At 34.8% G+C, this 23,624-nt stretch carries 27 protein-coding genes; 6 read left to right on the forward strand and 21 right to left on the reverse strand.

Annotated elements, in window-relative coordinates; genetic code table 11:
• Positions 1 to 467 precede the first annotated feature (467 nt).
• Positions 468 to 680: a DNA-dependent RNA polymerase subunit epsilon gene (locus CN326_RS01905; protein WP_098305685.1), complete on the forward strand. Its 213-nt coding sequence runs from the start codon at positions 468 to 470 to the stop codon at positions 678 to 680.
• A gap of 3 nt (positions 681 to 683) precedes the next feature.
• Positions 684 to 2,351, forward strand: coding sequence for a ribonuclease J1 (gene rnjA, locus CN326_RS01910; RefSeq protein WP_098305687.1), 1,668 nt, complete (start codon positions 684 to 686; stop codon positions 2,349 to 2,351).
• Positions 2,352 to 2,392: 41 nt separating this feature from the next.
• On the opposite strand, the gene CN326_RS01915 is transcribed toward rnjA, so the two are convergent.
• The 12 genes from CN326_RS01915 to CN326_RS01970 form a co-directional block, all read right to left on the reverse strand.
• Entirely contained in the window at positions 2,393 to 3,061 is a 669-nt protein-coding gene (locus tag CN326_RS01915; RefSeq protein ID WP_098305689.1) for a potassium channel family protein, read from the reverse strand.
• Positions 3,062 to 3,439: 378 nt separating this feature from the next.
• A complete protein-coding gene (locus CN326_RS01920) occupies positions 3,440 to 4,306 on the reverse strand; it encodes a cytochrome C oxidase assembly protein (RefSeq protein ID WP_098305691.1) in 867 nt (288 codons plus the stop codon).
• A 100-nt stretch (positions 4,307 to 4,406) separates the two neighbouring features.
• Entirely contained in the window at positions 4,407 to 4,865 is a 459-nt protein-coding gene (locus CN326_RS01925) for a TlpA disulfide reductase family protein (RefSeq protein WP_098305693.1), read from the reverse strand.
• Between the two features lie 74 nt (positions 4,866 to 4,939).
• Positions 4,940 to 5,488 (reverse strand): peroxiredoxin, encoded by a 549-nt coding sequence (locus CN326_RS01930; RefSeq protein ID WP_098305695.1) that lies wholly within the window; start codon positions 5,486 to 5,488, stop codon positions 4,940 to 4,942.
• Between the two features lie 215 nt (positions 5,489 to 5,703).
• Positions 5,704 to 6,834, reverse strand: a complete 1,131-nt coding sequence (locus tag CN326_RS01935) for an N-acetyldiaminopimelate deacetylase (protein ID WP_098305697.1) — start codon at positions 6,832 to 6,834, stop codon at positions 5,704 to 5,706.
• A 58-nt stretch (positions 6,835 to 6,892) separates the two neighbouring features.
• The gene (gene dapD / locus CN326_RS01940; RefSeq protein WP_098305699.1) at positions 6,893 to 7,615 is read right to left on the reverse strand and encodes a 2,3,4,5-tetrahydropyridine-2,6-dicarboxylate N-acetyltransferase; all 723 of its coding nucleotides are present in this window, start codon (positions 7,613 to 7,615) and stop codon (positions 6,893 to 6,895) included.
• A 71-nt stretch (positions 7,616 to 7,686) separates the two neighbouring features.
• Positions 7,687 to 8,544 carry a transcriptional regulator CcpC gene (locus CN326_RS01945; protein WP_098305701.1) on the reverse strand — a complete coding sequence of 286 codons (858 nt, stop codon included), beginning with the start codon at positions 8,542 to 8,544 and terminating at the stop codon, positions 7,687 to 7,689.
• A gap of 75 nt (positions 8,545 to 8,619) precedes the next feature.
• A complete protein-coding gene (gene cbpB, locus CN326_RS01950; protein WP_098305703.1) occupies positions 8,620 to 9,063 on the reverse strand; it encodes a cyclic-di-AMP-binding protein CbpB in 444 nt (147 codons plus the stop codon).
• 216 nt (positions 9,064 to 9,279) lie between these two features.
• Positions 9,280 to 9,471, reverse strand: a complete 192-nt coding sequence (abbA, locus tag CN326_RS01955; RefSeq protein WP_098305705.1) for an antirepressor AbbA — start codon at positions 9,469 to 9,471, stop codon at positions 9,280 to 9,282.
• Between the two features lie 86 nt (positions 9,472 to 9,557).
• Positions 9,558 to 10,076, reverse strand: a complete 519-nt coding sequence (locus tag CN326_RS01960) for a ribonuclease H-like YkuK family protein (RefSeq protein WP_098305707.1) — start codon at positions 10,074 to 10,076, stop codon at positions 9,558 to 9,560.
• A gap of 74 nt (positions 10,077 to 10,150) precedes the next feature.
• The gene (locus CN326_RS24455) at positions 10,151 to 10,300 is read right to left on the reverse strand and encodes a hypothetical protein (RefSeq protein WP_098305709.1); all 150 of its coding nucleotides are present in this window, start codon (positions 10,298 to 10,300) and stop codon (positions 10,151 to 10,153) included.
• Positions 10,301 to 10,561: 261 nt separating this feature from the next.
• Entirely contained in the window at positions 10,562 to 10,798 is a 237-nt protein-coding gene (locus tag CN326_RS01970; RefSeq protein WP_020059327.1) for a YkuJ family protein, read from the reverse strand.
• A gap of 356 nt (positions 10,799 to 11,154) precedes the next feature.
• Here CN326_RS01970 and CN326_RS01975 point away from each other — a divergent pair, with 356 nt between their 5' ends.
• On the forward strand, positions 11,155 to 11,394 hold the full coding sequence (locus tag CN326_RS01975; protein WP_098305711.1) for a glutaredoxin domain-containing protein: 240 nt from the start codon (positions 11,155 to 11,157) through the stop codon (positions 11,392 to 11,394).
• 73 nt (positions 11,395 to 11,467) lie between these two features.
• On the opposite strand, the gene CN326_RS01980 is transcribed toward CN326_RS01975, so the two are convergent.
• The 3 genes from CN326_RS01980 to fadH all read right to left on the reverse strand — a co-directional run bounded on the left by CN326_RS01980 (position 11,468) and on the right by fadH (position 14,349).
• A complete protein-coding gene (locus CN326_RS01980; protein WP_098305713.1) occupies positions 11,468 to 11,959 on the reverse strand; it encodes a DUF3993 domain-containing protein in 492 nt (163 codons plus the stop codon).
• Between the two features lie 184 nt (positions 11,960 to 12,143).
• A complete protein-coding gene (locus CN326_RS01985; RefSeq protein ID WP_098305715.1) occupies positions 12,144 to 13,361 on the reverse strand; it encodes an EAL domain-containing protein in 1,218 nt (405 codons plus the stop codon).
• Between the two features lie 223 nt (positions 13,362 to 13,584).
• Entirely contained in the window at positions 13,585 to 14,349 is a 765-nt protein-coding gene (gene fadH / locus CN326_RS01990; RefSeq protein WP_098305717.1) for a 2,4-dienoyl-CoA reductase, read from the reverse strand.
• 212 nt (positions 14,350 to 14,561) lie between these two features.
• Between fadH and CN326_RS01995 the strand changes: the two genes are divergently transcribed.
• Together CN326_RS01995 and CN326_RS02000 are read left to right on the forward strand one after the other, a co-directional pair.
• On the forward strand, positions 14,562 to 15,428 hold the full coding sequence (locus CN326_RS01995; RefSeq protein WP_098305797.1) for a metallophosphoesterase: 867 nt from the start codon (positions 14,562 to 14,564) through the stop codon (positions 15,426 to 15,428).
• Between the two features lie 107 nt (positions 15,429 to 15,535).
• A complete protein-coding gene (locus CN326_RS02000; protein ID WP_098305719.1) occupies positions 15,536 to 15,760 on the forward strand; it encodes a hypothetical protein in 225 nt (74 codons plus the stop codon).
• 300 nt (positions 15,761 to 16,060) lie between these two features.
• Here CN326_RS02000 and CN326_RS02005 read toward each other — a convergent pair whose 3' ends face one another.
• Together CN326_RS02005 and CN326_RS02010 are read right to left on the reverse strand one after the other, a co-directional pair.
• Positions 16,061 to 18,169, reverse strand: a complete 2,109-nt coding sequence (locus CN326_RS02005) for an RNA degradosome polyphosphate kinase (RefSeq protein ID WP_098305721.1) — start codon at positions 18,167 to 18,169, stop codon at positions 16,061 to 16,063.
• 110 nt (positions 18,170 to 18,279) lie between these two features.
• Positions 18,280 to 19,818, reverse strand: a complete 1,539-nt coding sequence (locus tag CN326_RS02010; RefSeq protein WP_098305723.1) for a Ppx/GppA family phosphatase — start codon at positions 19,816 to 19,818, stop codon at positions 18,280 to 18,282.
• A gap of 435 nt (positions 19,819 to 20,253) precedes the next feature.
• Between CN326_RS02010 and CN326_RS02015 the strand changes: the two genes are divergently transcribed.
• Positions 20,254 to 20,712 (forward strand): YkyB family protein, encoded by a 459-nt coding sequence (locus CN326_RS02015; protein WP_098305725.1) that lies wholly within the window; start codon positions 20,254 to 20,256, stop codon positions 20,710 to 20,712.
• Between the two features lie 24 nt (positions 20,713 to 20,736).
• Here CN326_RS02015 and CN326_RS02020 read toward each other — a convergent pair whose 3' ends face one another.
• The 4 genes from CN326_RS02020 to CN326_RS02035 all read right to left on the reverse strand — a co-directional run bounded on the left by CN326_RS02020 (position 20,737) and on the right by CN326_RS02035 (position 23,310).
• A complete protein-coding gene (locus tag CN326_RS02020) occupies positions 20,737 to 21,357 on the reverse strand; it encodes a YkyA family protein (protein WP_098305799.1) in 621 nt (206 codons plus the stop codon).
• 56 nt (positions 21,358 to 21,413) lie between these two features.
• The gene (locus tag CN326_RS02025) at positions 21,414 to 22,232 is read right to left on the reverse strand and encodes a peptidoglycan-N-acetylglucosamine deacetylase (protein ID WP_176524510.1); all 819 of its coding nucleotides are present in this window, start codon (positions 22,230 to 22,232) and stop codon (positions 21,414 to 21,416) included.
• A 285-nt stretch (positions 22,233 to 22,517) separates the two neighbouring features.
• Positions 22,518 to 22,691, reverse strand: a complete 174-nt coding sequence (locus tag CN326_RS24460; protein ID WP_176524511.1) for a hypothetical protein — start codon at positions 22,689 to 22,691, stop codon at positions 22,518 to 22,520.
• 97 nt (positions 22,692 to 22,788) lie between these two features.
• Positions 22,789 to 23,310: a hypothetical protein gene (locus CN326_RS02035; RefSeq protein WP_098305729.1), complete on the reverse strand. Its 522-nt coding sequence runs from the start codon at positions 23,308 to 23,310 to the stop codon at positions 22,789 to 22,791.
• Positions 23,311 to 23,624 lie beyond the last annotated feature (314 nt).

The raw sequence follows: 23,624 nt of genomic DNA on the forward strand, positions 1-23,624 counted from the left end.
TCGCTTTATGATCTGAATATCTTTTTAAATACTAAAAAAGTATAACATATTGATGAATAAAGCGCTTCTCATCTAACCTTCCTGCCTAACCAGGCATATACTGAAATAAAAACAGTACTACGGTTCAACACATGAATTTTCTTTTCTATTCTATCTCATACTATAAGTTGAACGAAATATTTTCTTATAAGTAGTTCATTTTTTGAAACTTAATTCTTATTGCACATCCCAATAAGATTATTTGCATGTTTTGAGCTAGGAAAGGAAGGGACAATCGTGCTAAAGAAACTGAAGAAAAAGTTAAAAGTATATTGGAACGATTTGCTTCGTAAAAAAACAATTGCTTAAATCGTGCCCCTTTCGGGCTTTTTTCTTCATTCTTATTCGAAAAAACATGAAAATCATAACCGTTTGCTTTATAATAGGTAAAAGATAGCCTAAAACATAGACAAGGAGAGATTGTTTTAATGATTTTTAAAGTGTTTTATCAAGAAAAAATGCTAGAAGTACCTGTACGTGAAAATACTAAGGTGCTATATCTAGAAGCTGAGTCTGAAAGAGAAGTTCGCACAAAATTACACAAGTTCGCATATAATATTGAGTTTATCCAGTCTGTTACTGGTGCTCATCTTGAATATGAAAAGCAATATGCAAATTTCAAATTAGCGGAGAACGTTTAATTTATGAAATTCTTAAAAAATGATCAAACTGCTGTTTTCGCGCTTGGCGGACTCGGTGAAATCGGCAAAAATACATATGCTGTTCAATTTCAAGATGAAATTATTATTATTGACGCTGGGATTAAATTCCCAGAAGACGAACTTCTTGGGATTGATTATGTCATCCCTGACTACACGTATCTCGTACGTAACGAAGAAAAAATTAAAGGACTCTTTATTACGCATGGTCACGAAGATCATATCGGTGGAATCCCTTATTTATTGCGCCAAGTAAATATTCCAATTTACGGTGGAAAACTAGCGCTCGGACTAATTAAAAACAAATTAGAAGAGCACGGATTACTGCGAAAAGCACAATTGTATGAAATTAAAGAAGACGATGTGATTAAATTCAAAAAAACATCCGTTTCCTTCTTCCGCACAACGCACAGCATTCCTGATTCATACGGTATTGTTGTAAAAACACCACAAGGACAGGTTGTTCATACGGGAGATTTCAAATTTGATTTCACACCGGTTGGTGAGCCGGCAAATTTAACAAAGATGGCTGAAATCGGAAAAGAAGGTGTCCTTTGCTTACTATCTGATAGCACGAATAGCGAAGTCCCTCACTTTACGATGTCTGAACGACGCGTAGGTGACAGCATCCAGGATATTTTCCGTAAAGTAGAAGGACGCATTATATTCGCAACATTTGCTTCTAATATTCATCGACTGCAACAAGTTGTAGAAGCTGCAGTAGCAAACAATCGAAAGATTGCTGTTTTTGGTCGAAGCATGGAAGCAGCAATGGAAATCGGACAAAATCTTGGCTATATTCGCTGTCCAAAAGATACAATTATTGAACCATCACAACTAAATCGCATACCAGCAAATCGAGTTGTGATTTTATGTACTGGAAGTCAAGGTGAACCAATGGCTGCATTATCTCGCATCGCTAACGGTACACACCGTCAAATTCAAATTATTCCTGGTGATACTGTTGTATTCTCGTCTTCTCCAATACCTGGGAACACAGTAAGTGTAAGCCGTACAATTAACATGTTATATCGAGCAGGTGCTGATGTAATTCACGGACCATTGACTGACATTCATACAAGCGGACACGGTGGACAAGAAGAACAGAAGCTAATGCTGCGTCTCATTAAACCAAAATATTTCATGCCAATTCACGGTGAATACCGTATGCAACGTATGCATGCAAAATTAGCAAATGATTGTGGCATTCCAGAAGAAAATTGCTTCATAATTGATAACGGCGATGTACTTGCGCTTCGTGAAGATGAAGCAACAATCGCAGGAAAGATTCCTTCTGGTTCTGTTTATATTGATGGAAACGGCATTGGTGATATCGGTAATATTGTACTTCGCGACCGCCGTATTCTTTCGGAAGAAGGACTTGTTATCGTTGTTGTTAGCATCGATATGAAGGAATTCAAAGTGGCAGCCGGACCAGATATCATTTCTCGTGGATTCGTTTATATGCGTGAAAGCAGCGATTTAATCAACGATGCACAGACATTAATTACAAATCATTTAGAAAAAGTAATGGAACGCAAAACGACACAATGGTCTGAGATCAAGAATGAAATTACAGATACATTGGCTCCATTCTTATACGAAAAAACGAAACGCCGTCCAATGATTTTACCAATCATTATGGAAATTTAAATAAAAAGGACAATGCAGCTATATTGGCATTGTCCTTTTTATTATTTCGCTAAAAATATTTCGAATCGATCCACATCATTATCATGACCAATGACTATCAAAATATCTCCAATTTGAATATTTTCTGTCGCACGTGGTGAAACGAGAACTTCCTTTCCACGTTTAATTGCCACAATGTTTAATCCAAACTTCGCACGAATATCTAATTCAATTAACGAATGGCCGTCAATCTTTTCATTCGCAATAATCTCAACGATGCTATGTTCATCTGAGAGTTCTAAATAGTCTAAGACACTACTTGAAGCAATATTATTCGCAATTCGTTTCCCCATATCACGCTCAGGATGAACAATATGGTCAGCGCCGATTTTAGTTAAAACTTTTTCATGGTAATCGTTTTGCGCTTTCACAGTAATATTTTTCACGCCTAATTCTTTTAAAATAAGAGTCGTTAAAATACTTGCATTAAGATTATCCCCAATCGCTACCACAACATGATCAAAATTACGGATTCCTAGACTTTTTAATACCATTTCATCTGTAGAATCGGCAATTACAGCATGGGATGCAATATTTGCAAATTCATTTACACGATCTTCATCCATATCAATTGCCATAACTTCCATTCCTAGCTGCGCTAATTCCCGGCAAATGCTGCCGCCAAATCGGCCGAGACCAATAACAGCAAACTCTTTTTCCTTCGTACTCACACAAATTCCTCCAATAATATTGAATCGTATAAAGCGAAACTTCCATCAGTGGTTTTTTCATCCCTCCAGTGATGGTTAGTTGAACGAATCAAGCTCTTATGAGCAGTTATTCTCTTATCAATTCTTTGTCTCTTCAAAAACTGGATGTAAAGGCTTTACTGCCTTTTGATTAGGATCAACTATCATTGTAGCATATTTTGTAAATTGAAACTTCCATCAGTCAGTTTTTTTCACTCCTCACTGATGATTAGTTGAACCAATCGGGCACATGCCAGCAGTTATCCTCACCTATCTTTCTCGCCTCTCTCTGAATCTTGAGGTGGGGGGCTTACTGCACGTTAATACGGGATAAACATTACAATAAATTCCTCCTCACTCTTATTTCTGTTTTTGAATATAGAAAAATTGTTGTAAATAGAACGCAAGCATACATATTAACATACCGAAGATAAATATGTTTCCAAATGAACTGAACGTCTGAAATACAAACACTAAAGTTTCTTGTCCAAAAAAAGCAAATAGTAACTGTATAAAAGCAAATAATAATGCAAATTGATAGTGCTGCTGATGAAATAAATAATGAGTAGCTCCTAAAAAACCAACAAAAGAAACAATAAATACCCACCATATTTCAAACATCTTTTGCCATCCTACTAGTTCATATCCGTTCACAATAATAGCAATTGCCCCTATGACAAACATCGTTGGAACACTCCAAAATAAAGCCCACTTTCGAAAAAGTAATACCGCTTGCCTGTCTTCTCGTTTATATGCGCAATACGTTAAAAAAGTCGCACTTATATATAAAAGCGATACAATTGTTAGAACAATAATTAACCAAAAATGAAGCTGATTATACTCATTTTCTATATTTGTAACAATTGCAGCTATCAAACCCGGAATGCCGATGCTAGTATATCCCTCAACTAGACCGTTATTCCAAAATACCATATTACAAATTCGAATTCCTAATAACATAAAAATAATGGCACCAAGGATAAATAAAGTCGTTTTATTTCCAACTAAGCTCGTGGAAAAAGCAATTAACCCAACAAATAAGAATAGTACAAACGCATTCATAATTTCTGCAACGGGTGATACATACACTCTCACCCACTCATATGTGTTCGCATAGCTTTCTTTTTTTGCTAAACAATATGTATAGAAACTAACACCAAAATATATTGCAGCTACGATTACATATGTATATAAAAAGAAACATAGTATAGTACTTCCGATTTGCACGCTATCCCCTACCTTTTTTCTCTATGTAACACATTGATTTTACACATTTCTTATGTGAAATGTAAACTAAAAACCTCCCTATCACGAGGGAGGTTTTCCATTATTCAGCTGCTTTTTCAGCTTCATCAAGAACACGATTTACTCGTTTTGTTAGCATTTGCATTCCACTACCACCAGCTTGGAAATGACGCAGCACACCATTTTTATCAAACACATAATATGCTGGCACATATTGATTTTCAAAGGAATCTGTAATCGTATGCTTATTGTCTACTAAAATCGGCTGTACAATACCGTGCTCCTCTGCCACTTCTTTCACTTTTTCAAGATCTAAATCTTCTTCTGAACGCGGCATATGCACAGCAATTACATTTAATTTATTTTTATAGTCATCGCGGAATTCGTTAATGCTCGGCATCGCTTCTTTGCATAAATGACAACTAACAGACCAGAAATGAATCAATGTTGGTTTATCGCCAATTAGTGCTTCCCTTACTACTTCTCCATTTAGTACAGCTGTTGCTCCTTCTAAGGAAGGCATTGGTTCACGTAACTTCATAACATTTCCTCCTTATATATGTAGAGAAAGGCCTAACAACGATTTGTTAGACCTTTTTTCACTCAGTCAAAAAATTAAACGTTTAAAGTTGCTTGACCTGGTTTCCAGTTTGCTGGGCAAAGTCCACCAGTTTGAAGAGCTTGAAGAACGCGGATTACTTCGTCAACTTCACGTCCAATGTTATTATGATGTACAACTTGATACATTAATTCGCCTTCTGGGCTAATGATGAATAGACCGCGAAGTGCGATACCTTCTTCTTCAAGTAATACACCATAGTCACGAGATACTACATGATTTGTATCAGCAGCTAATGGGTATTTCAATTCACCTAAACCGTTTTTCGTACGATCAGTGTTAATCCATGCTAAATGAGTATGAATTGTGTCAGTTGATACACCAATTACTTCTGCATCTAAGTCTTCAAACTCATCATAGCGCTCAGAAAGTGCGATGATTTCTGTTGGACATACGAAAGTGAAGTCCATTGGATAGAAGAAAAGCACTGTCCATTTATCTTGTTTCATAACCTCTTCAAGACTTACTTTACCAAATTCTTTGTTTGGCATAACAGCGTCCATCTCAAAGCGTGGAGCCTGTTTTGCTACCATACGTTCTGCCATATGTATCAACCTCCGTTAAATTTTTAATTATATGTTATCTACTCTTGTATTATATAAGAAGAAATAGTTTTTAGTCAATATTATTTAATAATTATTACAAAATAACTAACTAATAACTTTTTCCCCTACCTACCATTATAAAGTATTGTGCTAGAATTACAAAAAAAATGCACGATAGACCATAAAATTTTTCTTATGTAAAAAGGGAACAAGCCTCAAGCTCTGTTCCCTTTCCATTTTACGTATGTTGTTAAAAAAGTAATCGCTTTTTCAATTGCCGATTCATTCGGCTGTAATTTTGCATGATGTAGACCATATTCAGATTCCACACCGAGCCAAAACATAAAACCTGGAATATCGCGAAGCATGTACCCAAAATCTTCTCCTGTCATTGCTTCTGTGCAGGTGATAACATTCATATCTGTATGTTCGGCCGTAAATTTCATAAATTCCTGTGTTAACGTTTCATGATTATATACTTGGTGATACATCGCTCCATAATCAATATGAGCTGTACATTGAAAAGACGCTTCAATCCCTGCAACAATCGCTTCAATGCGTCCCTTTACTCGTTTCATAGATTCAACAGATAATGTACGAATCGTCCCTTCTAAACGAGCTTTTTCTGCAATAATATTTTGTACTGTTCCACCAGTAATTTTTCCAATTGTAATAACTGCGCTATCTAACGGATTCACATTTCGACTAATAACAGATTGCAGCTGTGTGACAAGGTGGCTTGCTGCAACAATCATATCGTTAGCTGTATGTGGATATGCTGCATGCCCACCTTTCCCTTTCAAATCAATGTATAACTCCGATGTATTTGCAAAAAGCAATCCCTCTTTTGTTGCAATTGACCCGACTGGATATTCAGGTGCAATATGAAGCCCAAGAATCATATCCGGTTTCCATGCTTGAAATTCTTCACTTTGTAATAACGGAAGGGCACCTCCCGGTCCTTCCTCAGCTGGTTGGAAAATAAAAACAAGATGATCGTCAATTCGCTCTGTTGCAAAAGCTGTTAATAATCCAAGACCGATTGTTGTATGAATATCGTGGCCGCATGCGTGCATCATACCTTCATGTAATGAAGCAAATTCATATCCTGTCTCTTCCGTAATTGGAAGCCCGTCAATATCAGCGCGGTAACCAATTGTTTTCTTTGGATTTCGACCATGCACTTTTACAATGACACCCGTTTTCCACGTTTTTACTTCCATATATTCACTTGGAAGAGTATTTATATAATTTAAAATATAATGCTGTGTTTTCCATTCTTGAAAGCCAAGCTCTGGAATTTGATGCAAATCCCTGCGCATTTGTATAAATTTATTCATCATCATCTTTTCACCACCATTGATAAAAAGCGTAAGAGCCTGCAAGCTCTTACGCTTTCTTTTTTTATTTTTCTGGATTCAGTTGACGAAGCTCTTGTTTAATTTCTGTTTTCGCTTTTGTTTTTTCGTCAATTTCTTTAATAACGCGTGCTGGTGTTCCAGCAACAACTGTGTATGGCGGTACATCTTCTGTTACAACTGCACCCGCCGCAACAACTGCACCTTTACCTACTGTAACGCCTTCTAAAACAACTACATTTGCACCAATTACAACATCATCTTCAACAATAACCGGTTTTGCAGAAGGTGGCTCGATAACGCCTGCAAGTACAGCTCCAGCTCCAACGTGACAGTTTTTACCTACTGTTGCACGTCCACCAAGCACTGCATTCATATCAATCATTGAACCTTCACCAATTACGGCACCAATGTTGATTGTTGCATTCATCATAATAACTGCATTATCACCAATTTCGACATGATCACGAATAATTGCACCTGGTTCAATACGCGCTTTAATACCTTTTAAGTCAAGCATTGGAATTGCAGAGTTACGACGATCATTTTCTACAACATAATCTTCAACATGCTTTTTATTTTCATCAAGAATTACCTTAATGTCAGACCATTCTCCAAATAATACACCTGATTTTTTATTTACAAATGCTTGTACTGTTTCTGGGAATGTAATTTCTTTTAAATCCCCTTTTATGTATACCTTTACAGGAGTTTTCTTCTCGCTTTTTTGAATAAACGAAATAATCTCGTTTGCATCCATCATTTTCATGCTTGTTGCCTCCTAAATCCATTTATAATGTTACTCTACCAAACGAAAAGGCTCCTCGCAAGATAATAATCTTATTTTCCCTCTTGAATTTCTTCAATAATTTCTAAAAATGCCTGTACTTGTTTTAACTGTCTAGCCGATTCACTTGTTAATAGCCACGTTTCTCTCGTCAGTTGTACTGGAGTTTTATATGTTTTTTGCTTTACTTCTTTTAAAACAGTAGAGGGCAAAAGTGCATAACCAATACCGTTTAAAACAAGTTGCTTACACGTTTCAATTTGATCGACAACAATTGTACGTTTAGGTGGATTAGAAAATAAACCATACCACCAATTCTGTATTTGTCCATAATATGTAGAATCACTTTTAAATTGAATGAATGGTCTATTAGTGTCTTTTAACATGGAAATATCCTTAATCTCCGTATCAACTAAATACAACTCATCTTCAAATAATTGCTTTTTATATCCTTTATATTCTTGCGTCCCTCGCAAAATTGCAACGTGAACATCACCTTCGTAAAAATGATTTTGCACCTCACTACTCCAGCCTGTAAAAAGAGAAATTTTCACAAATGGATACCTTTGTACAAACATCTTTAAAACTGGCGGTAACCAGTATTGGCCAATAACAGAGGCCACAGCAATCTTTAAAGTACCATATGTTTCCGTCTGAAATGTTGCTAATTCGCTCTTAATTGCTTCTTCCCTCTGTAACATATCTTTAGCATAATTTGCTACTTTCTCGCCTTCCGGTGTAATCGTTAATCCTTTTTGCGAGCGAATAAAAAATTTCATCCCCCATTGTTTTTCCATCGATTGAAGTCTTTGACTAAGCGCTGGTTGTGACACAAATAAGCGCTCAGAAGCTTTTCGCATATTTAACTCTTGTGCTAAGATAACCATCATTTGAAAATCATCAATTTGCAATGTTTTCTCCTTCCTTCGTTACAACTGAACGATAAAAGCGACTTCTTCTTTCACTTGAAGTCGCCTTTTTCAACATTATCGATTAAACCGTCTTACCGTTTTATTTAGTAATTTTAAGATTGCACGACGCGTCAAAATTCCTTCAAAATACCCTTCCTCGTTTTCAACACATACAAACGGATGATCAATCGTCATCTCTAATGCTTTTGCAAATGAATCTTGTAACTTCAGGCGTGGAACATCACCTTTCATCACACTTTCTACTTTCATATCCTCTAATTTTTCAAACTCAATACGCTCTAGTCCTAAAATACCGTCCAAAACCATTGCCGTACTTACTAATCCATGCAGTTTGTACATCGGATCTAGTACTGGAATAGCAGAATAACCAGATTTCACCAAAACAAGTAAAGCATGCTCCAAACTATTTCCAATTTGAACATGTGCTACTTTTTCAGATGAAATCATTAAGTCTTTTACAAAAACTTGCTGAAATTCTTCTTTCGGAATACTAATCATATTGTTATCCCCCACTTTAACCCATTCTAACAAGTAGCAATTGTAAACTAATTGTAAAAACTAATTCATTCAAGCAGTTCTTTATTTTCTCACTTCTATTTTTAGTTTATGACAACGGTTACATATTATTATTCGTCCTTTTGTTTCTCATACAAAATAAATAACCACAGTTCATTTTACCATAGAAACAAAAGAAAAGACTACCGTTCGGCAGCCTTAATATCCTTCGTTTCTCAGACGAGCAAATAAGTTTGTGATTTGTTTATAATGAGATATGTCTGTTTTCTTTCGCCCAGTTTCGATATCAGAAAGTTCAACGGCAAGTATTTCACTCGCATAATTTTGCCGAAACAAAACATCTAGCAATAAGTTTTGTTCCTCTTTTGTTAAATCAATTTCTCTACTCATTTTCTCCTCTCCTTATTCAACTGTCCTTATTCTTTATTATATAAAAGATTTCCCCTATTTAATAGATTGAAAATTCAATACAACAATTATTTCGTGTACCGATTTGCATAGCTAAACGCCGCATAGGCATCTGGCTTAATTTTAGGCGTTAACCCCATCGCTGTAATTTTATTTGTCATATCTAAAATAAACTCTCTCGTCAAACCGTATTTCCCGATATCCAAATGAATTTCCATAACGAATTCAGCACCTTCTTCGCGGTACGGATAAAGAAGCTCCCACAACTGTTGTATTCGCTCAGGCGTAAATAAACAGGCAATCTCTTGGCTAAACTGTGTTTCTAAGTAGATTTTTTCTCGTAAACTCAGTGGCTTTCCCCTTATTGTCTGATGATATAAACAACCCCATGCTCCCTTTCCAACACGATGCAGATGAATTGCTGTAATAAAACGAGTATTATTTTGATGCACTTGTGAATCTGTTCCAATTGACAATCGATACATATTACGCGGTGCACTTTGAATAAAGTAACAAATTCGTGAGAATACAGTTTCAAAGCTCATATGTCGCTCTGATAAATTGTAAAATTGATATTTTCCGTCCATACAGTCACGTCCCTTCTCATAGACAGACTTTCGTATTCTCATTGTATGGGACAGAATAACAAAATATGTCTTACTTATCCTTTATTCGTTTCGATATTCCGGATCGAATATGTACAAAATGGACATTTGAAAATAACATTTTGATTAGATTGCGCTGTTAACACATGTGTAATTTCTGATTGTCTATGACATTTTGGACATACAACAACAGGCATTCTTTCCAATTTTCTCACCTCTTTATCCACTATTTGTGGGCAGTAAAATTCCCATCTCAAGATTATATATTCGGAAAATAACTCCCCGTAAGATTCCAGTTGCTTCAACTAACCATAAGTAAAGAATCTGAAGAAGATAGGTGGGAAATAATTGATGGGAGTTTCACTTTATAGAATATGTTATCAGTGTAGGGACAAGGAACGAATGTTATTCATCTTACATAAAAAAAGAAGGTGCCTTTTTCTTCTTAGGCACCTTCTTTTTATGTATCAAGAAAGAATATCGTAAATCTCGATTGCAACCATATCAATATTATCGAATTGATATACTTGTGGTTTTTCTCCTTGTTGATACACTTCTAGCTCGTACATATCGCTTTTATCAAAATATTTCACGCTACATTTGCGTTCACCGTTCACTTCAAAATAGCGTTGTGCTACTTCGCCGCTTTCAGCTTGTTCTTTTAGACTAACAAGACGAGTTAAAATTCCTTGGAGCAGAGACATGAAATCTCCCCTTTCTCTAATCTTCCTACGAATAGGTTTTGCAGCAGTACTCATTCTATCCGTCATAACTGAAAAAATGTCACACACCTTAGGATAATGGTTATGGGCAAGAAACTCAACTAAAATTTGTCGAAAAAACATATAAAAAGCCGAAATAAATACCTCTACGCCCTTTCTTCCGCACTTAACAGTGTAAAAAACGTTATCTTCATGTTCTTCAAAAGCAGATAAGATAAACAAAGGAGAATTGATCTAGCCTTCAATAGAAAGTGCATCCGTGTTAATGAAAACTTCACTTCATTGAAGTTTTTTACATACAAGACTATAATTGAGATGAGTTAAAGAGGAGGATTTACATGAAGAAAGTAGATGTATATACACAGCCAGATTGTCCACCATGTCAAATTATAAAAGAATTTTTAAAACATAATCATATTACATTTACAGAATATGACGTCAAAAAAGATGCTGCCGCTCGTAATCGTCTTCTATATGATTATGATTCCTATTCTACCCCTACTGTTGTCGTTGATGGAGAAGTTGTAGCAGGCTTTCAAATTGAAAAATTACAACAACTTTTAGAACTAGAACAATAAAAAGGCGACTGCATGAGTCGCCTTTTCCCACGTTACTCGCGGACAGTAAGCTCGCATCAATGGGAGTTTCACTTTATTCTTTTTCGGATTGTCTAATCTCAGATAAAAGCTGTTTATTTTCGTGATACCCCGCCAATTTCCACTTATCACCATCTCTTTGCAGTGTGATAATTTGATATTGATCATTTGTTATATCATGTTCATACACATATAACAAATCATGCTCTTGATTGTATACAATTTTTGTTTTTGATGAAAAAGTAAATGGAGCTTCATTTGTAGGCAATAAATATTGAGCACTTCGTTTTACATCCTGACCATTTTCATCCGTAAAAACTTGAAGGAAATTATCTGTGAAATAAGGGGATAATGTATCAATCATTTTATCCATTGAAAGTCGCTTACCACGAATAGAAAATTGTGCTTCATATCCCTTTCGAATCGTTTCAAATATTTCATTTTGATCAATTTTTGTTTCTTCTTTTCCAAAAACAGTTGTTACACTTTGTCCAATTACAAATGCAGCAAAAAGAAATAGCACAATCCAAATCCCATACTTTCTCATTCTCGCACCCTCCTTGTAAAAAGAGCTTGTCCTTCTAATATTCATTGTAGCAATGATTGTACAATGAAAGAGTGCCTTTCGTTCGTAAAATCTTTACAACGATAGACATCATTCTTATCATAGCTGTCACTATTACCAATTTATGATAAAAACAAACAAAAAAATGCACGAAATATTTCGTGCATTATAATAAAACATCTTCTTCATATAAAAATTCATAAGACAAATCAATAAATAAATAATGCTCATCATCAATAGGAAACGAGAATGTCCGAACCAACTCACCAGTTTCAAGATCCCCGTATAAATCAGACAATCTTCCTTTTTGTTCAAAGCGCAGCTTCATAATGTTTTCTAAAAAGTATGGACGCCAGCTCCAATTCTTCATATAATATTCTGGCATTAACACCCATTCTCCGTCTTTTTTCATGACGTTTCCTGACTTTTGAAAGCCATCTTCGTTACAAATATAAATACGGAAGCTACAATATGTTACTTGTTGACTAAAATTCACTAGCCATTTATTAAAATCTTCTATTTTTCTCTGTTTTGCTAATACATTTCCAACATATTCTCGAAGCGTTTCAGTCAGTTTATACACTTTTTGTAATTTTCGTTTTTCATGCTGAATAAACTGATGACACTCATTACCAAGACGTTCTTTCAAAATGTCTTTATCGATAAAATCTTCTGAAAATTTTTTTAAATGATCGCCTTGATAGTATCTCCCTCCATTTTTCCAAGCGTATTGCAACTGATAGAATGCATCAATATCTTCATACAATAACGTTGCACCAATACGTCTCGCTAAGAGTGATAATGAATATAAAATATCCTGATACGATTGTAACAGTGCCGTTTGACGTAAATTTGTTAAATCCACTTTTAAAATATCCGGAGCTAGCACACTAATTCTTTCAAGGTTACTTGTTCCTGTTCCTACTTTATTAATTGCAACCTGAATGCCATATGTACGATAATACATAAGTAAATGATTAAATTGTTCAATATCTTCTTTAAAGTCATGTTCTGTTATTTCTAATACGATACGATTTAAACGTAATCCTTTCTTTTCATACGTTAATAATAAATGTAGTAAGCTTTCACTTTCATCGCTCATCAGTATATTTGCATTACGATGCAAAAATAATAAAAATGATTGATCTGTTTCTAAATACCGATCCAATGCTTTTCCTAAAATGATATTATCTACTTCAAGTTGAAACTCATCTGGAATCGAATCGTCATGAAAGAATGAGGCAAGACTGTGAATTCCTTCTTCTGTTTGTATGCGTCCTACTACTTCATATCCAATTACAGTATGTTCATCTGCACTAAAAATAGCTTGATAATAAGGAAGGACTTGATCCAAATTACTCATCACGTCTAATGCATCTACCATAGTACTCCCTCCTTTTACTTTTCAAAAATTATAACACGTTATGTAAAAAAAATAATAAAAAAATCCCTTCAGTTTTCCTGAAGGGATTAGAGGGGTAAAATGCTAAGGGGAATTAGCAATTCTACTATGAAGAAAAAAGAGGTCTTAAATATACCCCATAAACAAGTTCCTTGTAAAGGCCCTTTTTCTATCTGTCACAAATTTGTCACAAAAATCCCATCCCTTAAAACGGATATTGATGTAAATGTTGGCCACCATCCATTGTGATGCAAGCTCCATTTATGTACGCAGCTTCTTCAGAGCATAAATAAAAAGCTAGACCAGCAATTTCTTCTGGTGTTCCAAGTCTTCCAAGCGGCACACTTTGTAGTGTTCGCTTTGCTGCTTCTTCAGATATCCACAGCTTATCAGCCCCACCTGTACGCTCAATTGGCCCTGGAGCAATTGCATTAACACGAATTCCATATTTGCGTCCCCACTCAACAGCAAGCGTTCTTGTCATTGCTAATACACCTGCTTTAGCTGATGCAGAATGAATAACACCAGGACCTGCATCCCATGCGTAAGTTGCAACCATATTAATAATTGTTCCTTTTATTCCTTTTTCGATCCAATATTTCCCAATCGCTTGACTACAATAAAATGTACCATTTAACACAATATTAATAACAGCATTCCAACCATTTGGCGATAAATCTTCAGCCGGACAAAGAAAGTTTCCCGCTGCATTATTTACAAGTACATCGATGCGTCCAAATTCTTCATCGATTTTTTCAATCATTCTTTTTATATCCTCAGTATTACGCACATCCATTTGTACAGGTAATACTTGACCTTCAAATTGCTCAATTTCTTTCTTTGCCTCTTCTAATCGTTCTATTGTACGTCCTGTAATAACAACACGCGCTCCTTCTTTCGCAAAACGAGTTGCCATTCCTTTTCCCATTCCACTTGAACCACCTGTAATTACAACTACTTTTTCTTTCACAATATCCCCTCCCAAAAATGAATACATATTCATTTTATCACTTTATCCATCAGAATTCTTTATAAATTTTAATTTTTCTGATATCTTTTAATAAAATATACTATATTCTATCGCTAACAATGAAAGGAAAGGAGAGAAGATAAGTAGCGACTCATCCCAACAAATCACACCCTTCTACTATGATTATTTCCTATCATCTCGCTCATATAAATATGAATCATATAACAAGAAGAAACTTTATCAAAAAAGGTATTCATACACTATTGTATACTTGTATAACGACCGGAGCGGGTTACTATTATGCTAAATATATAGAACCACGCCTTCTCTCTTTTACGTATCATACGATTCATTCTCCACTCATCCCACGTGGATTTAACGGTGTTAAAATGGTTCAATTTAGTGATTTACATTTAGGATATTATTACTCGCTTCAACAACTTTCTAAAGTAGTAACAAAAATAAATGAAAAAAAACCTGACATCGTGATTTTTACTGGAGATTTAATTGATAATTATCAAACATACGCAGATACTCCACTTGTTGCATCAATTTTACAAAATATCATTGCTCCACTTGGTAAATTTGCAATTTTCGGCAATCATGATCATGGTGGATACGGGACGGAATACTATAGTCACATCATGACACAATCTGGCTTTGAGATATTACAAAATATCGAAAAACGCATTCGCCTATTAGATGGAAGTGAAATTTCCATTTTTGGTATTGACGATATCATGCTTGGAAAACCTGACATACACGGAACCTTGCAACAAGCACAAAATAATCTGTATACGATTGCTCTTGTGCATGAACCTGATATTGCACCGCATATTGCAAATTTCCCTGTCAATTTACTACTTTCTGGACATAGTCATGGTGGACAAGTACAACTCCCTTTCTTTGGCGCCATTATTACCCCTACATTTGCAAAACATTATATTGAAGGTTTTTATCATATTAAGCAAAACTATGACTTGTTATTGTATGTTAATCGAGGTCTTGGAACAACCCGTGTACCATTGCGATTTTTAGCAAAACCAGAAATTACACTCTTCACATTACAATCGACATAATAAACGAACTTATTTCGCCTATTTTCCGCACCATTCTCTCTTGTACTCGCTCATCCACGTTATCTTTTCCATATGATAACAATGAGTTCAATGAAGGAGGTTTTAACATGTATCCACAATACCAGCCGATTCCGTTCCGCTCAGCACTAGTTGGTCCAGTCGGAAACTCACGATTTATACCATTTTTCGGATTCCCTTTTTTAGCTGGTCTTGCAGGAGGTTTAATCGGCGGAGCATTGGCATTTGGCCCTAGACCATATTATCCTTGCTACGGCTATGGCGGCTATGGCGGCTTTGGCGGCTATCCTTGTCCAACACCGTATTTTTACTAATGTAAATAGAAACAACTATGGAAAAAGGCCTCATATCGAGGCCTTTTCTCTATATTATATAAATAACTGTAAAACATCAGAAAATGAGTATACCTATTTCTTATCCCGCTATGCTCAGACAGTAAAACTCCCATATCGAGATTTTAAGAAATCCAAGAAGATAGGTAAGCGTTAATTACTGATATGTGCCCAATTGGTGAGAACTCTCCATACAATAGAGAATGAAACATCCACTGATGAGAGTTTCACTTTATCCCGCTATTCGCGGGCAGTAAGACCCCCACTGATGGAAGTTTCACTTTATTCTTCCTCTGTGTGTGTATATGCCATTTGAAAGAGTTTCATTTGACTTTCAATTTCTTGCGCATCATCACTTGCTACATAGTAATATTCTCCACACTCATTTTGTTCACGTGCTTTTACATTATCATCTAAAATCAATTGCAATATATCTTTAATTCGTGTTTTCATATCGAACTCTAGAATTGGAAATGAAATTTCTACACGTTTTTCCATATTGCGCGTCATCCAGTCGGCTGACGATAAAAATAACTTTTCTTCTCCATTATGGTGAAAATAATAAATGCGACTATGCTCTAAATAACGGCCTACCACACTAATGACACGAATATTTTCACTTACACCTAAAATTTTTGGACGTAAACAACAAGTTCCCCTTACAATGAGATCAACTTTCACACCAGCTTGTGATGCTTCATATAGCTTTTGAATAAGCGGCTTATCTGTTAACGAATTCATTTTCGCAATAATATAACCATTTCCATATTGTTTATGATAACGAATCTCTTCATCAATGAGTTCAATAAATTGCTGACGAATATCAAATGGGGCAACTGATAATTGATGAAAATGAGGTTTCATTGTATACCCACTTAAATAATTAAAAAAGTTTGTCGCATCAATACCAAAATCTTTACGCGATGTAATGTATCCAAAATCAGTATATAATTTCGCTGTTGCATCATTATAATTACCTGTACCTAAATGGACAAAGCGTTCAATCTTCCCATATTTTCGTCTTACAACAAGCGTAATTTTACTATGTGTTTTCAAATGGCTAACACCATAAATCACATGACAACCTGCTTTTTCTAATTCTTTTGCCCAGTGAACGTTATTTTCTTCATCAAAGCGAGCCTTTAATTCCACAAGTACTGTCACTTGCTTCCCATTTTCTGCCGCTGTTTTTAAAGCTTTAATAACAGGTGAATCTCCACTTACACGGTATAATGTTTGTTTAATTGCTAACACATCAGGATCTTCTGCTGCGTCTGCTACAAAATCAATGACAGGTTGAAATGATTCAAATGGATGATGCAATAGGATATCTTGTTCTAGAGTTTTTTCAAACACATCTTCTTCATCACCTAAATCTTGAGGTGGCTGTGGAATAAGTGCTGGATAGATTAAATTATCATATGTGGATGCTAACTTCTTATAAAGCGCAAATAAACATGTTAAATCAAGTGGGCCATCAATCATATATACATCTTCATCTTTTACTTCTAACGCTTCATATAATAGAGATAATACTCTTTCATCCAAGTTATCTGTTCCTACCTCTAAACGAACCGCTGCGCCCCATTTTCGTTTTTTTAATTCTTTCTCAATTACTTTTAATAAATCACGTGCACCTTCTTCATGAATAGTCAAATCCGCATTACGTGTAATGCGAAAACGCGTAACAGAAGATACCATATATCCTGTAAATAATTTATGAGTAAAGTTACTAATCACATCTTCTAAAGAAATGAATTTTTGCCTATTATCTTCATTTGGTAAAAAAATAAAACGTTCTAATAATGATGGAACTTGAACGATGCCAAGCTTGGTCCGATTTTCTTCTACTGTTTGTCTTTCATCGTATAAAATTGCAGCTAAATTTAAGCTTTTATTCAATAACATAGGAAACGGTCGATACGCATCAATTGCCACAGGTGTTAACACCGGAAAAATCTGCTCATCAAAATATTCTTCAATAAATTCTCGTTGTTCTTTCGTTAAATCGTGAAAAGACAACAATTCTATTCCTTCTTCCTTCAACGCAGGAATTACAGCATTTTGATAAGTATCATACTGTACTTTCATTAATTCATGTGCCTTAGTTGAAATTTTCCCCAATTGTTGTTTCGGCGTTAGTCCAGCTTTATTTTCTGGTTGATTAAACCCAGCTCTTACCTGATCTTTCAATCCTGCAACACGCACCATGAAAAACTCATCTAAATTTGAGCTGAAGATACTGATAAACTTTAATCTCTCTAATAATGGATTACAGTCATCTTGCGCTTCTTGTAACACTCGCTCATTAAAGGCAAGCCAACTTAATTCACGATTGTTATAATAAGCAGTATCATTCAAATTTATAAGACTACTCTTCACCGTTTCCATACCCCCATCACACTTCCCTCTAAAACTTTTTCAATATAATTTTATTATATTCATTTTAACAAATATCCATTGAAATAAGTGTAAATTTTTTGTAAAGAAGTTCGTACAAATTAACATCTTTCATGAAAATATAATTCAATGTTCGTTTTTAAAACTTTCTCTATCTGTTTTTTCTGTTTTTCCGCCTGTACTTTTTCAGATAATGCTGATTGCTTACAGCAAATATAAAAAGCAAGACCATCTTCGTTTTTTACAATATGAATGGATTCGACAAGATTACGATTTGTCACATTTAATGCTGCAGAAAATTGCAAAATAGACCCTAATAATCGTATTTTTCTTTGTTCGTCTTTTTCAAACCAATCTGTAAATGGTTCTATACATTGTTTAAACAACAATTTCGATTTATAAGAAGCAATTAATGCTAATTTAATTCGTTCTTTATGCATCATGCCATCTATCGTTTTATTTGCTAATAAATAAAATGTATGCTGGCTGCTTGACTCTTCATCAATATATTTTCCAATATTAAATACTTTTGCTGCTCTATGAAGCACAGTCCAATCTTCTTGCGTAAAGGAGATAACCTCTCTTTTTTCTAATTCTTTACAAATAGTCATGGCATTTTTCATAAGTTGCATCACAGCGCTCATATCCATCTCATATTCATGAGAAAGTAAGTATAAGCTTTCTTCCACAACATTGGGATAATAAGTAATCCCAAACGAATTTGTTAATTCTTCATAAAAAACACCTTCTCGTAGTCCTTTTCTACTCAACACAAAAGATGGTGCTTCTATAATAGTTGTTAACGTTCTAAACACTTCTGCTGCCGAAATAATGGTATCAGCTCGATCTTTAGCAAGTCCCTCTAACTTTTGCAGTTCTGTAAATGAAAGTGTTAATAAATGTTCGTGTACATGTTCAATATCTGTTCGCTTCATCTTATATAAATGTAGTCCAGAAATCGGATAAGAAATTAAATTTTGATGAATTTTCACCATATTTCGTGCGCTACCTCCAATTGCAATTAACGGTAATTTCTTCCCTTTAAGCCATGGAAGCGATTGAAACTGATACCATAAATAATTTCTTAATTCCTCAAGTTCTTCCGAAGTTGGTGTATCATGACGAATGAATTGTTGCTTTAATGACAATGCTCCAAACGGAAAACTATAATATTCCACAACCTCTCGATTTCGGAAATAAGTAACCTCTGTACTTCCACCTCCTATATCAACAGTAATTCCTTCTGTAAAAGAGGTAGAGTTCATAACCGCTATATATCCATAACGTGCTTCTTCATACTCTGACAATACCCGAAGCTTAAAGTCAGTGTGTTCTTCAACAAGACGTTTAATTTCCATTTGATTTTTAGCTTGCCGAACTGTTGCAGTTGCTACGCACAATACTTTATGTAACTGGTGAAACCGCGTGCTTTCTTGAAACTGTAGCAAAGTATGTAACAATATATGGATTCCTTCTTCGGTTAGGATACCATCTATTAAATAGTTACGTAAGCGAGCAACTACCTTCGTATTTTCAATCTCTTTGTAAAAACCACCATTTTGTTTTTCATAAATAACTAATCTCATCGTGTTTGATCCAATATCAATAATCCCATATTGTCGTTTCAACGCTTTCGTCATCCTTTTCTCTATATCATTATATCGTTATTTGAAGTTATAAAAACCCGTACAACATAGCGCAAGAGCACTTAAATTCATAAGTAAGAGGGTCTTCTAGATATTTTTCTCTAAATGAAGTAAAGTGAAACTTCCATCAGTGAGGTTTTTTCCCTCCCCCACTGATGGTTAGTTGAACCAATCGGGCGCATGCCAGCAGTTATCCCCCACCTATCTTCCTTGTTTCTCTTTGAATCTTATGGTGAGTGGTCTTACTGCCCGCGAATAGCGGGATAAAGTATTAACTTACTTCAAAGAAAGATATAACTATTATACAAAATAGTTGTTTTTTATTACAACATTGCTTTAATATTGAAAATACGTATAATAATTTTCTACATAGAAGAATTGCTAGCTTTTGTTAGATTATGATACTGTAGACAGGAAAGGAGTGCTAAGATGAAATCTTCACAATCACAGTCTCGTTCCTACAATCAATTTTCGGTCCATCAACTTGCTGAAGCAATTTTCAGTGTCAACCGACATGCAAAATCAGCTACAAATCCGAAATATTTATATTGGTTAAAAAAGACAGCTTTAGAACGACTAATTTCAGAAAAGCAAGCTACGAAAGAAGGTTTACACTTTTCCAAAAACCCACGTTTTAGCCAACAACAATCTGACGTTCTTGTCCGAGCAGGTAATTATTACTTCCATATTCCTCCTACGAAAGATGATTTTCGTAACCTTCCACATCTCGGTAGCCTTGATTGTGCATATCGAAATCCAAAAACATATCTATCCTTAACATCTGCTAAAAAAATGCTCCAGCAGTATATTGGGGAAGAAGCATTTCAACAAGAAAAAAAATTAAGCGAATCCATTCCTTGGTATCGTCGTACTTACACAAAAAAATAAAGAAGCTTTGGNNCCAAAGCTTCTTTATTTTTTGTCTTCTTTTATTTTAATGTTTGCTTGCTTATAAAAGGACAGTTTTTCTTGATTATATTGTTTTGTATATTCATTAAATTTATTTTTTGAAGACTCGATATCTTGATAAGATTGATTTACAGCTTTTACTTTCTCACTAATCGTTTTTAACTTTTCATCTTTTGCTTGCAGCATCGTATACAATTCTTTTTCTAAATTTAATGATTTTTTATAGCTATCATACATTTGTTTAAAAGCATCATAACGGCCTGTATACGCATCTTGTACTTTCTTTGCTTGTTCTTGCAGTTTTTTATCTTCAAGTTCCTTTATATATTTATCAACATCTTTTGTTTCTTCTTGCGCTTTATCTAATGTTTCTTTCTCTTTATCTAATACTTTTTCACGATCTGCATCGTTTTTTATAGCTTGATCTAATTTCTCTTTTACCACTTGATTGTTATCTTTTCCGCCCTCTACAATCTGGCTGTACAATTCTTGTCCTTGCTTTTCTAATGTCTCCAATGTTTTCGCATCTTCAAACATTGTTTTTTCTTGTTTTGCCGCATTCTCAAATGCTACGTATAACTCTTCTTCTGGTTTAGGTCCGAAGCAACCTGCAAGTAAACTCATTGATATAACTGCTACTAGTGCTATCTTTTTATATTTCAACTTCAATTCCTCCTATTTTATATGCGATTATCATGCCAGAAATTTAACGAAAAATGATCTGCTTCATCGTATACTTCGAATTCATACCCCTTTTTACGAAGTTCATCAATGATTGTTTGTAAAGCTTGCACTGTTTGCTTTTTCTCATGCATTAAAACAACTTCTCGTTCTTTATTAACGTGTGAGACAACATTTTGGGTTACTCCATTTGGATTTCCTGGTAATTTCCAGTCTAAAGAATCTACAGTCCAATCCCATTCTTTCATGCCAGCAGACGTCATTTGATCACGTAACGCTTGAGTAAGTCCCGGCATACTTCCATATGGACAGCGAACAAGGGTTGGATGAATACCAGTCACTTCTTTCATAATATCTTGTGCTTGTTTCATTTCTTCGACAAATTTGCCTTCTTTATACAGCTTTGTATAATTATGTGTCATACTATGAACACCCGGATAATTTCCCTCTTTTACTAAGCGCTTCACACTCTCTTTATAAGCTGGAATATTTCCACCAATCATAAAGAATGTTCCTTTTATATCATTTTTCTTTAAAATATCTAAAATTTCCTTTTGAAATTCACTTGGTCCATCATCAAATGTTAAGTATACTACTTTACGCACTTGACCATTATATTTTTCAGGCGCTGCTTTTTTCATTTCTACGTTTGTCTGTTCACTTGCAAACTGAACGGAATTTTCTTGATTTGCAACTGCTTTTGCAGGAGAAGTAATTGATTGAAACAGAAAAAACCCTGCTGCTACAGCACAAATTGCTATAACAACAATAACCAACCGCTTAATTATTGTAGAGCGGTGGTTTGTAACGTCTACCATTCTATCATTCCCTTTCTATCTTTCTATCTCTCTATCTCTATTTGTTCCATTTTACACAGTACAAAGGAATCGATGCAATATTTTCCGATTATTCTCTAATTTTCTTCAAAAGGAAAAGTGTAGAGATCTTTCCTACTCTACACTTTTAATGAGAAATCATTGTGCAAAATATACTGACACATCCATCGTTAATTATATGACGATTAACCATATTTTTAAAGGGATTTGTTACAAAACACACAAGTATTGTAACAAAAATGAAAAAAATGTTTCGAAATAATAATGTTATAATTCCACTTGTTGCATATCTCTATTTTGAAATAATCGCATTTGTGCTAGTTCTAATAGCACTTCAAATAAGTCTCCCTCTAATGGATATGTTGCTCCACCAAATATAAATGTGATGTGTACAATATCATCTTGCAACACTTTTGTTAAATTTTTAGTTATTCGATTCATTAATGTTGATTGTTCGTGCCCGTTAGTGCGGGATAAAGCGATATCCAATTACTTAAAAAAAATTCTTGTTGGTAGTCTCCTACTCCATAATTCCTTTTTATCGTTTTATCAACAGGGCCTGCTTTGTTTGCAATGGTCCATACACTTGTTGGTTATGTTGAAATGTATACGTAGCACGAAGAGGTAAAGAAGGTGATATATTGTTACGCTCAGCCTTTACTTGCAATACTAAACATGCTTTTTCTTTTGGCGACAAATTATCAATGCGCCAACGAACAAGTTGAAAAAGAAATTCGTTTTCCCCACTATTAGACGTTAATGTATTTGGTATATACGATAGTTGATCTCTAATCATATGACTTACGCATATACGAGAAACAGCTTCTTTCCCTTTATTATCCACTTCAATTTGAATCGCAATTATATCTTGAAGTTCATAATAAATAGTGTCTGAAAACGAAGACTGTTGTTTCATATTACACACCGTAAGCGTTACTTCTATTTGAGGAGTGTATTGCTTATAAGCTAAATCCTTGTCATTGCCCCCTGACCATAAAGAAGGTTGTATACACAAAGAAAACTTATCTCGATTTTCTAATTCCCCCCAGTATTTCACCATACAAATTCACCCCACTCTAATATTAAATTTATAATTTTCACACTCTCTACTTTTTCTTCGCGGCCTCCGACAAAAACTTAACCTTTTTATATCCTTTACTTTATATAGTATTCGATAAACGAAAGAAAAAATCATTCTAAAAAAGCTGCACATCATGCACAGCTTTACTGATAAAGTTTCATGTATTCTTTTATCTTATACTAATCATCAGTGGCATATGAAAAACTTTCCTACTGATAAAATTTTCACTTTATATATTGTTTCTCATTCTAGTAGTTTTTAATTTGCTTTATATTGTATAACAATACATAAAC

It is taken from the genome of Bacillus sp. AFS018417, from assembly GCF_002560985.1.
Lineage (GTDB): Bacteria > Bacillota > Bacilli > Bacillales > Bacillaceae_G > Bacillus_A > Bacillus_A rhizoplanae.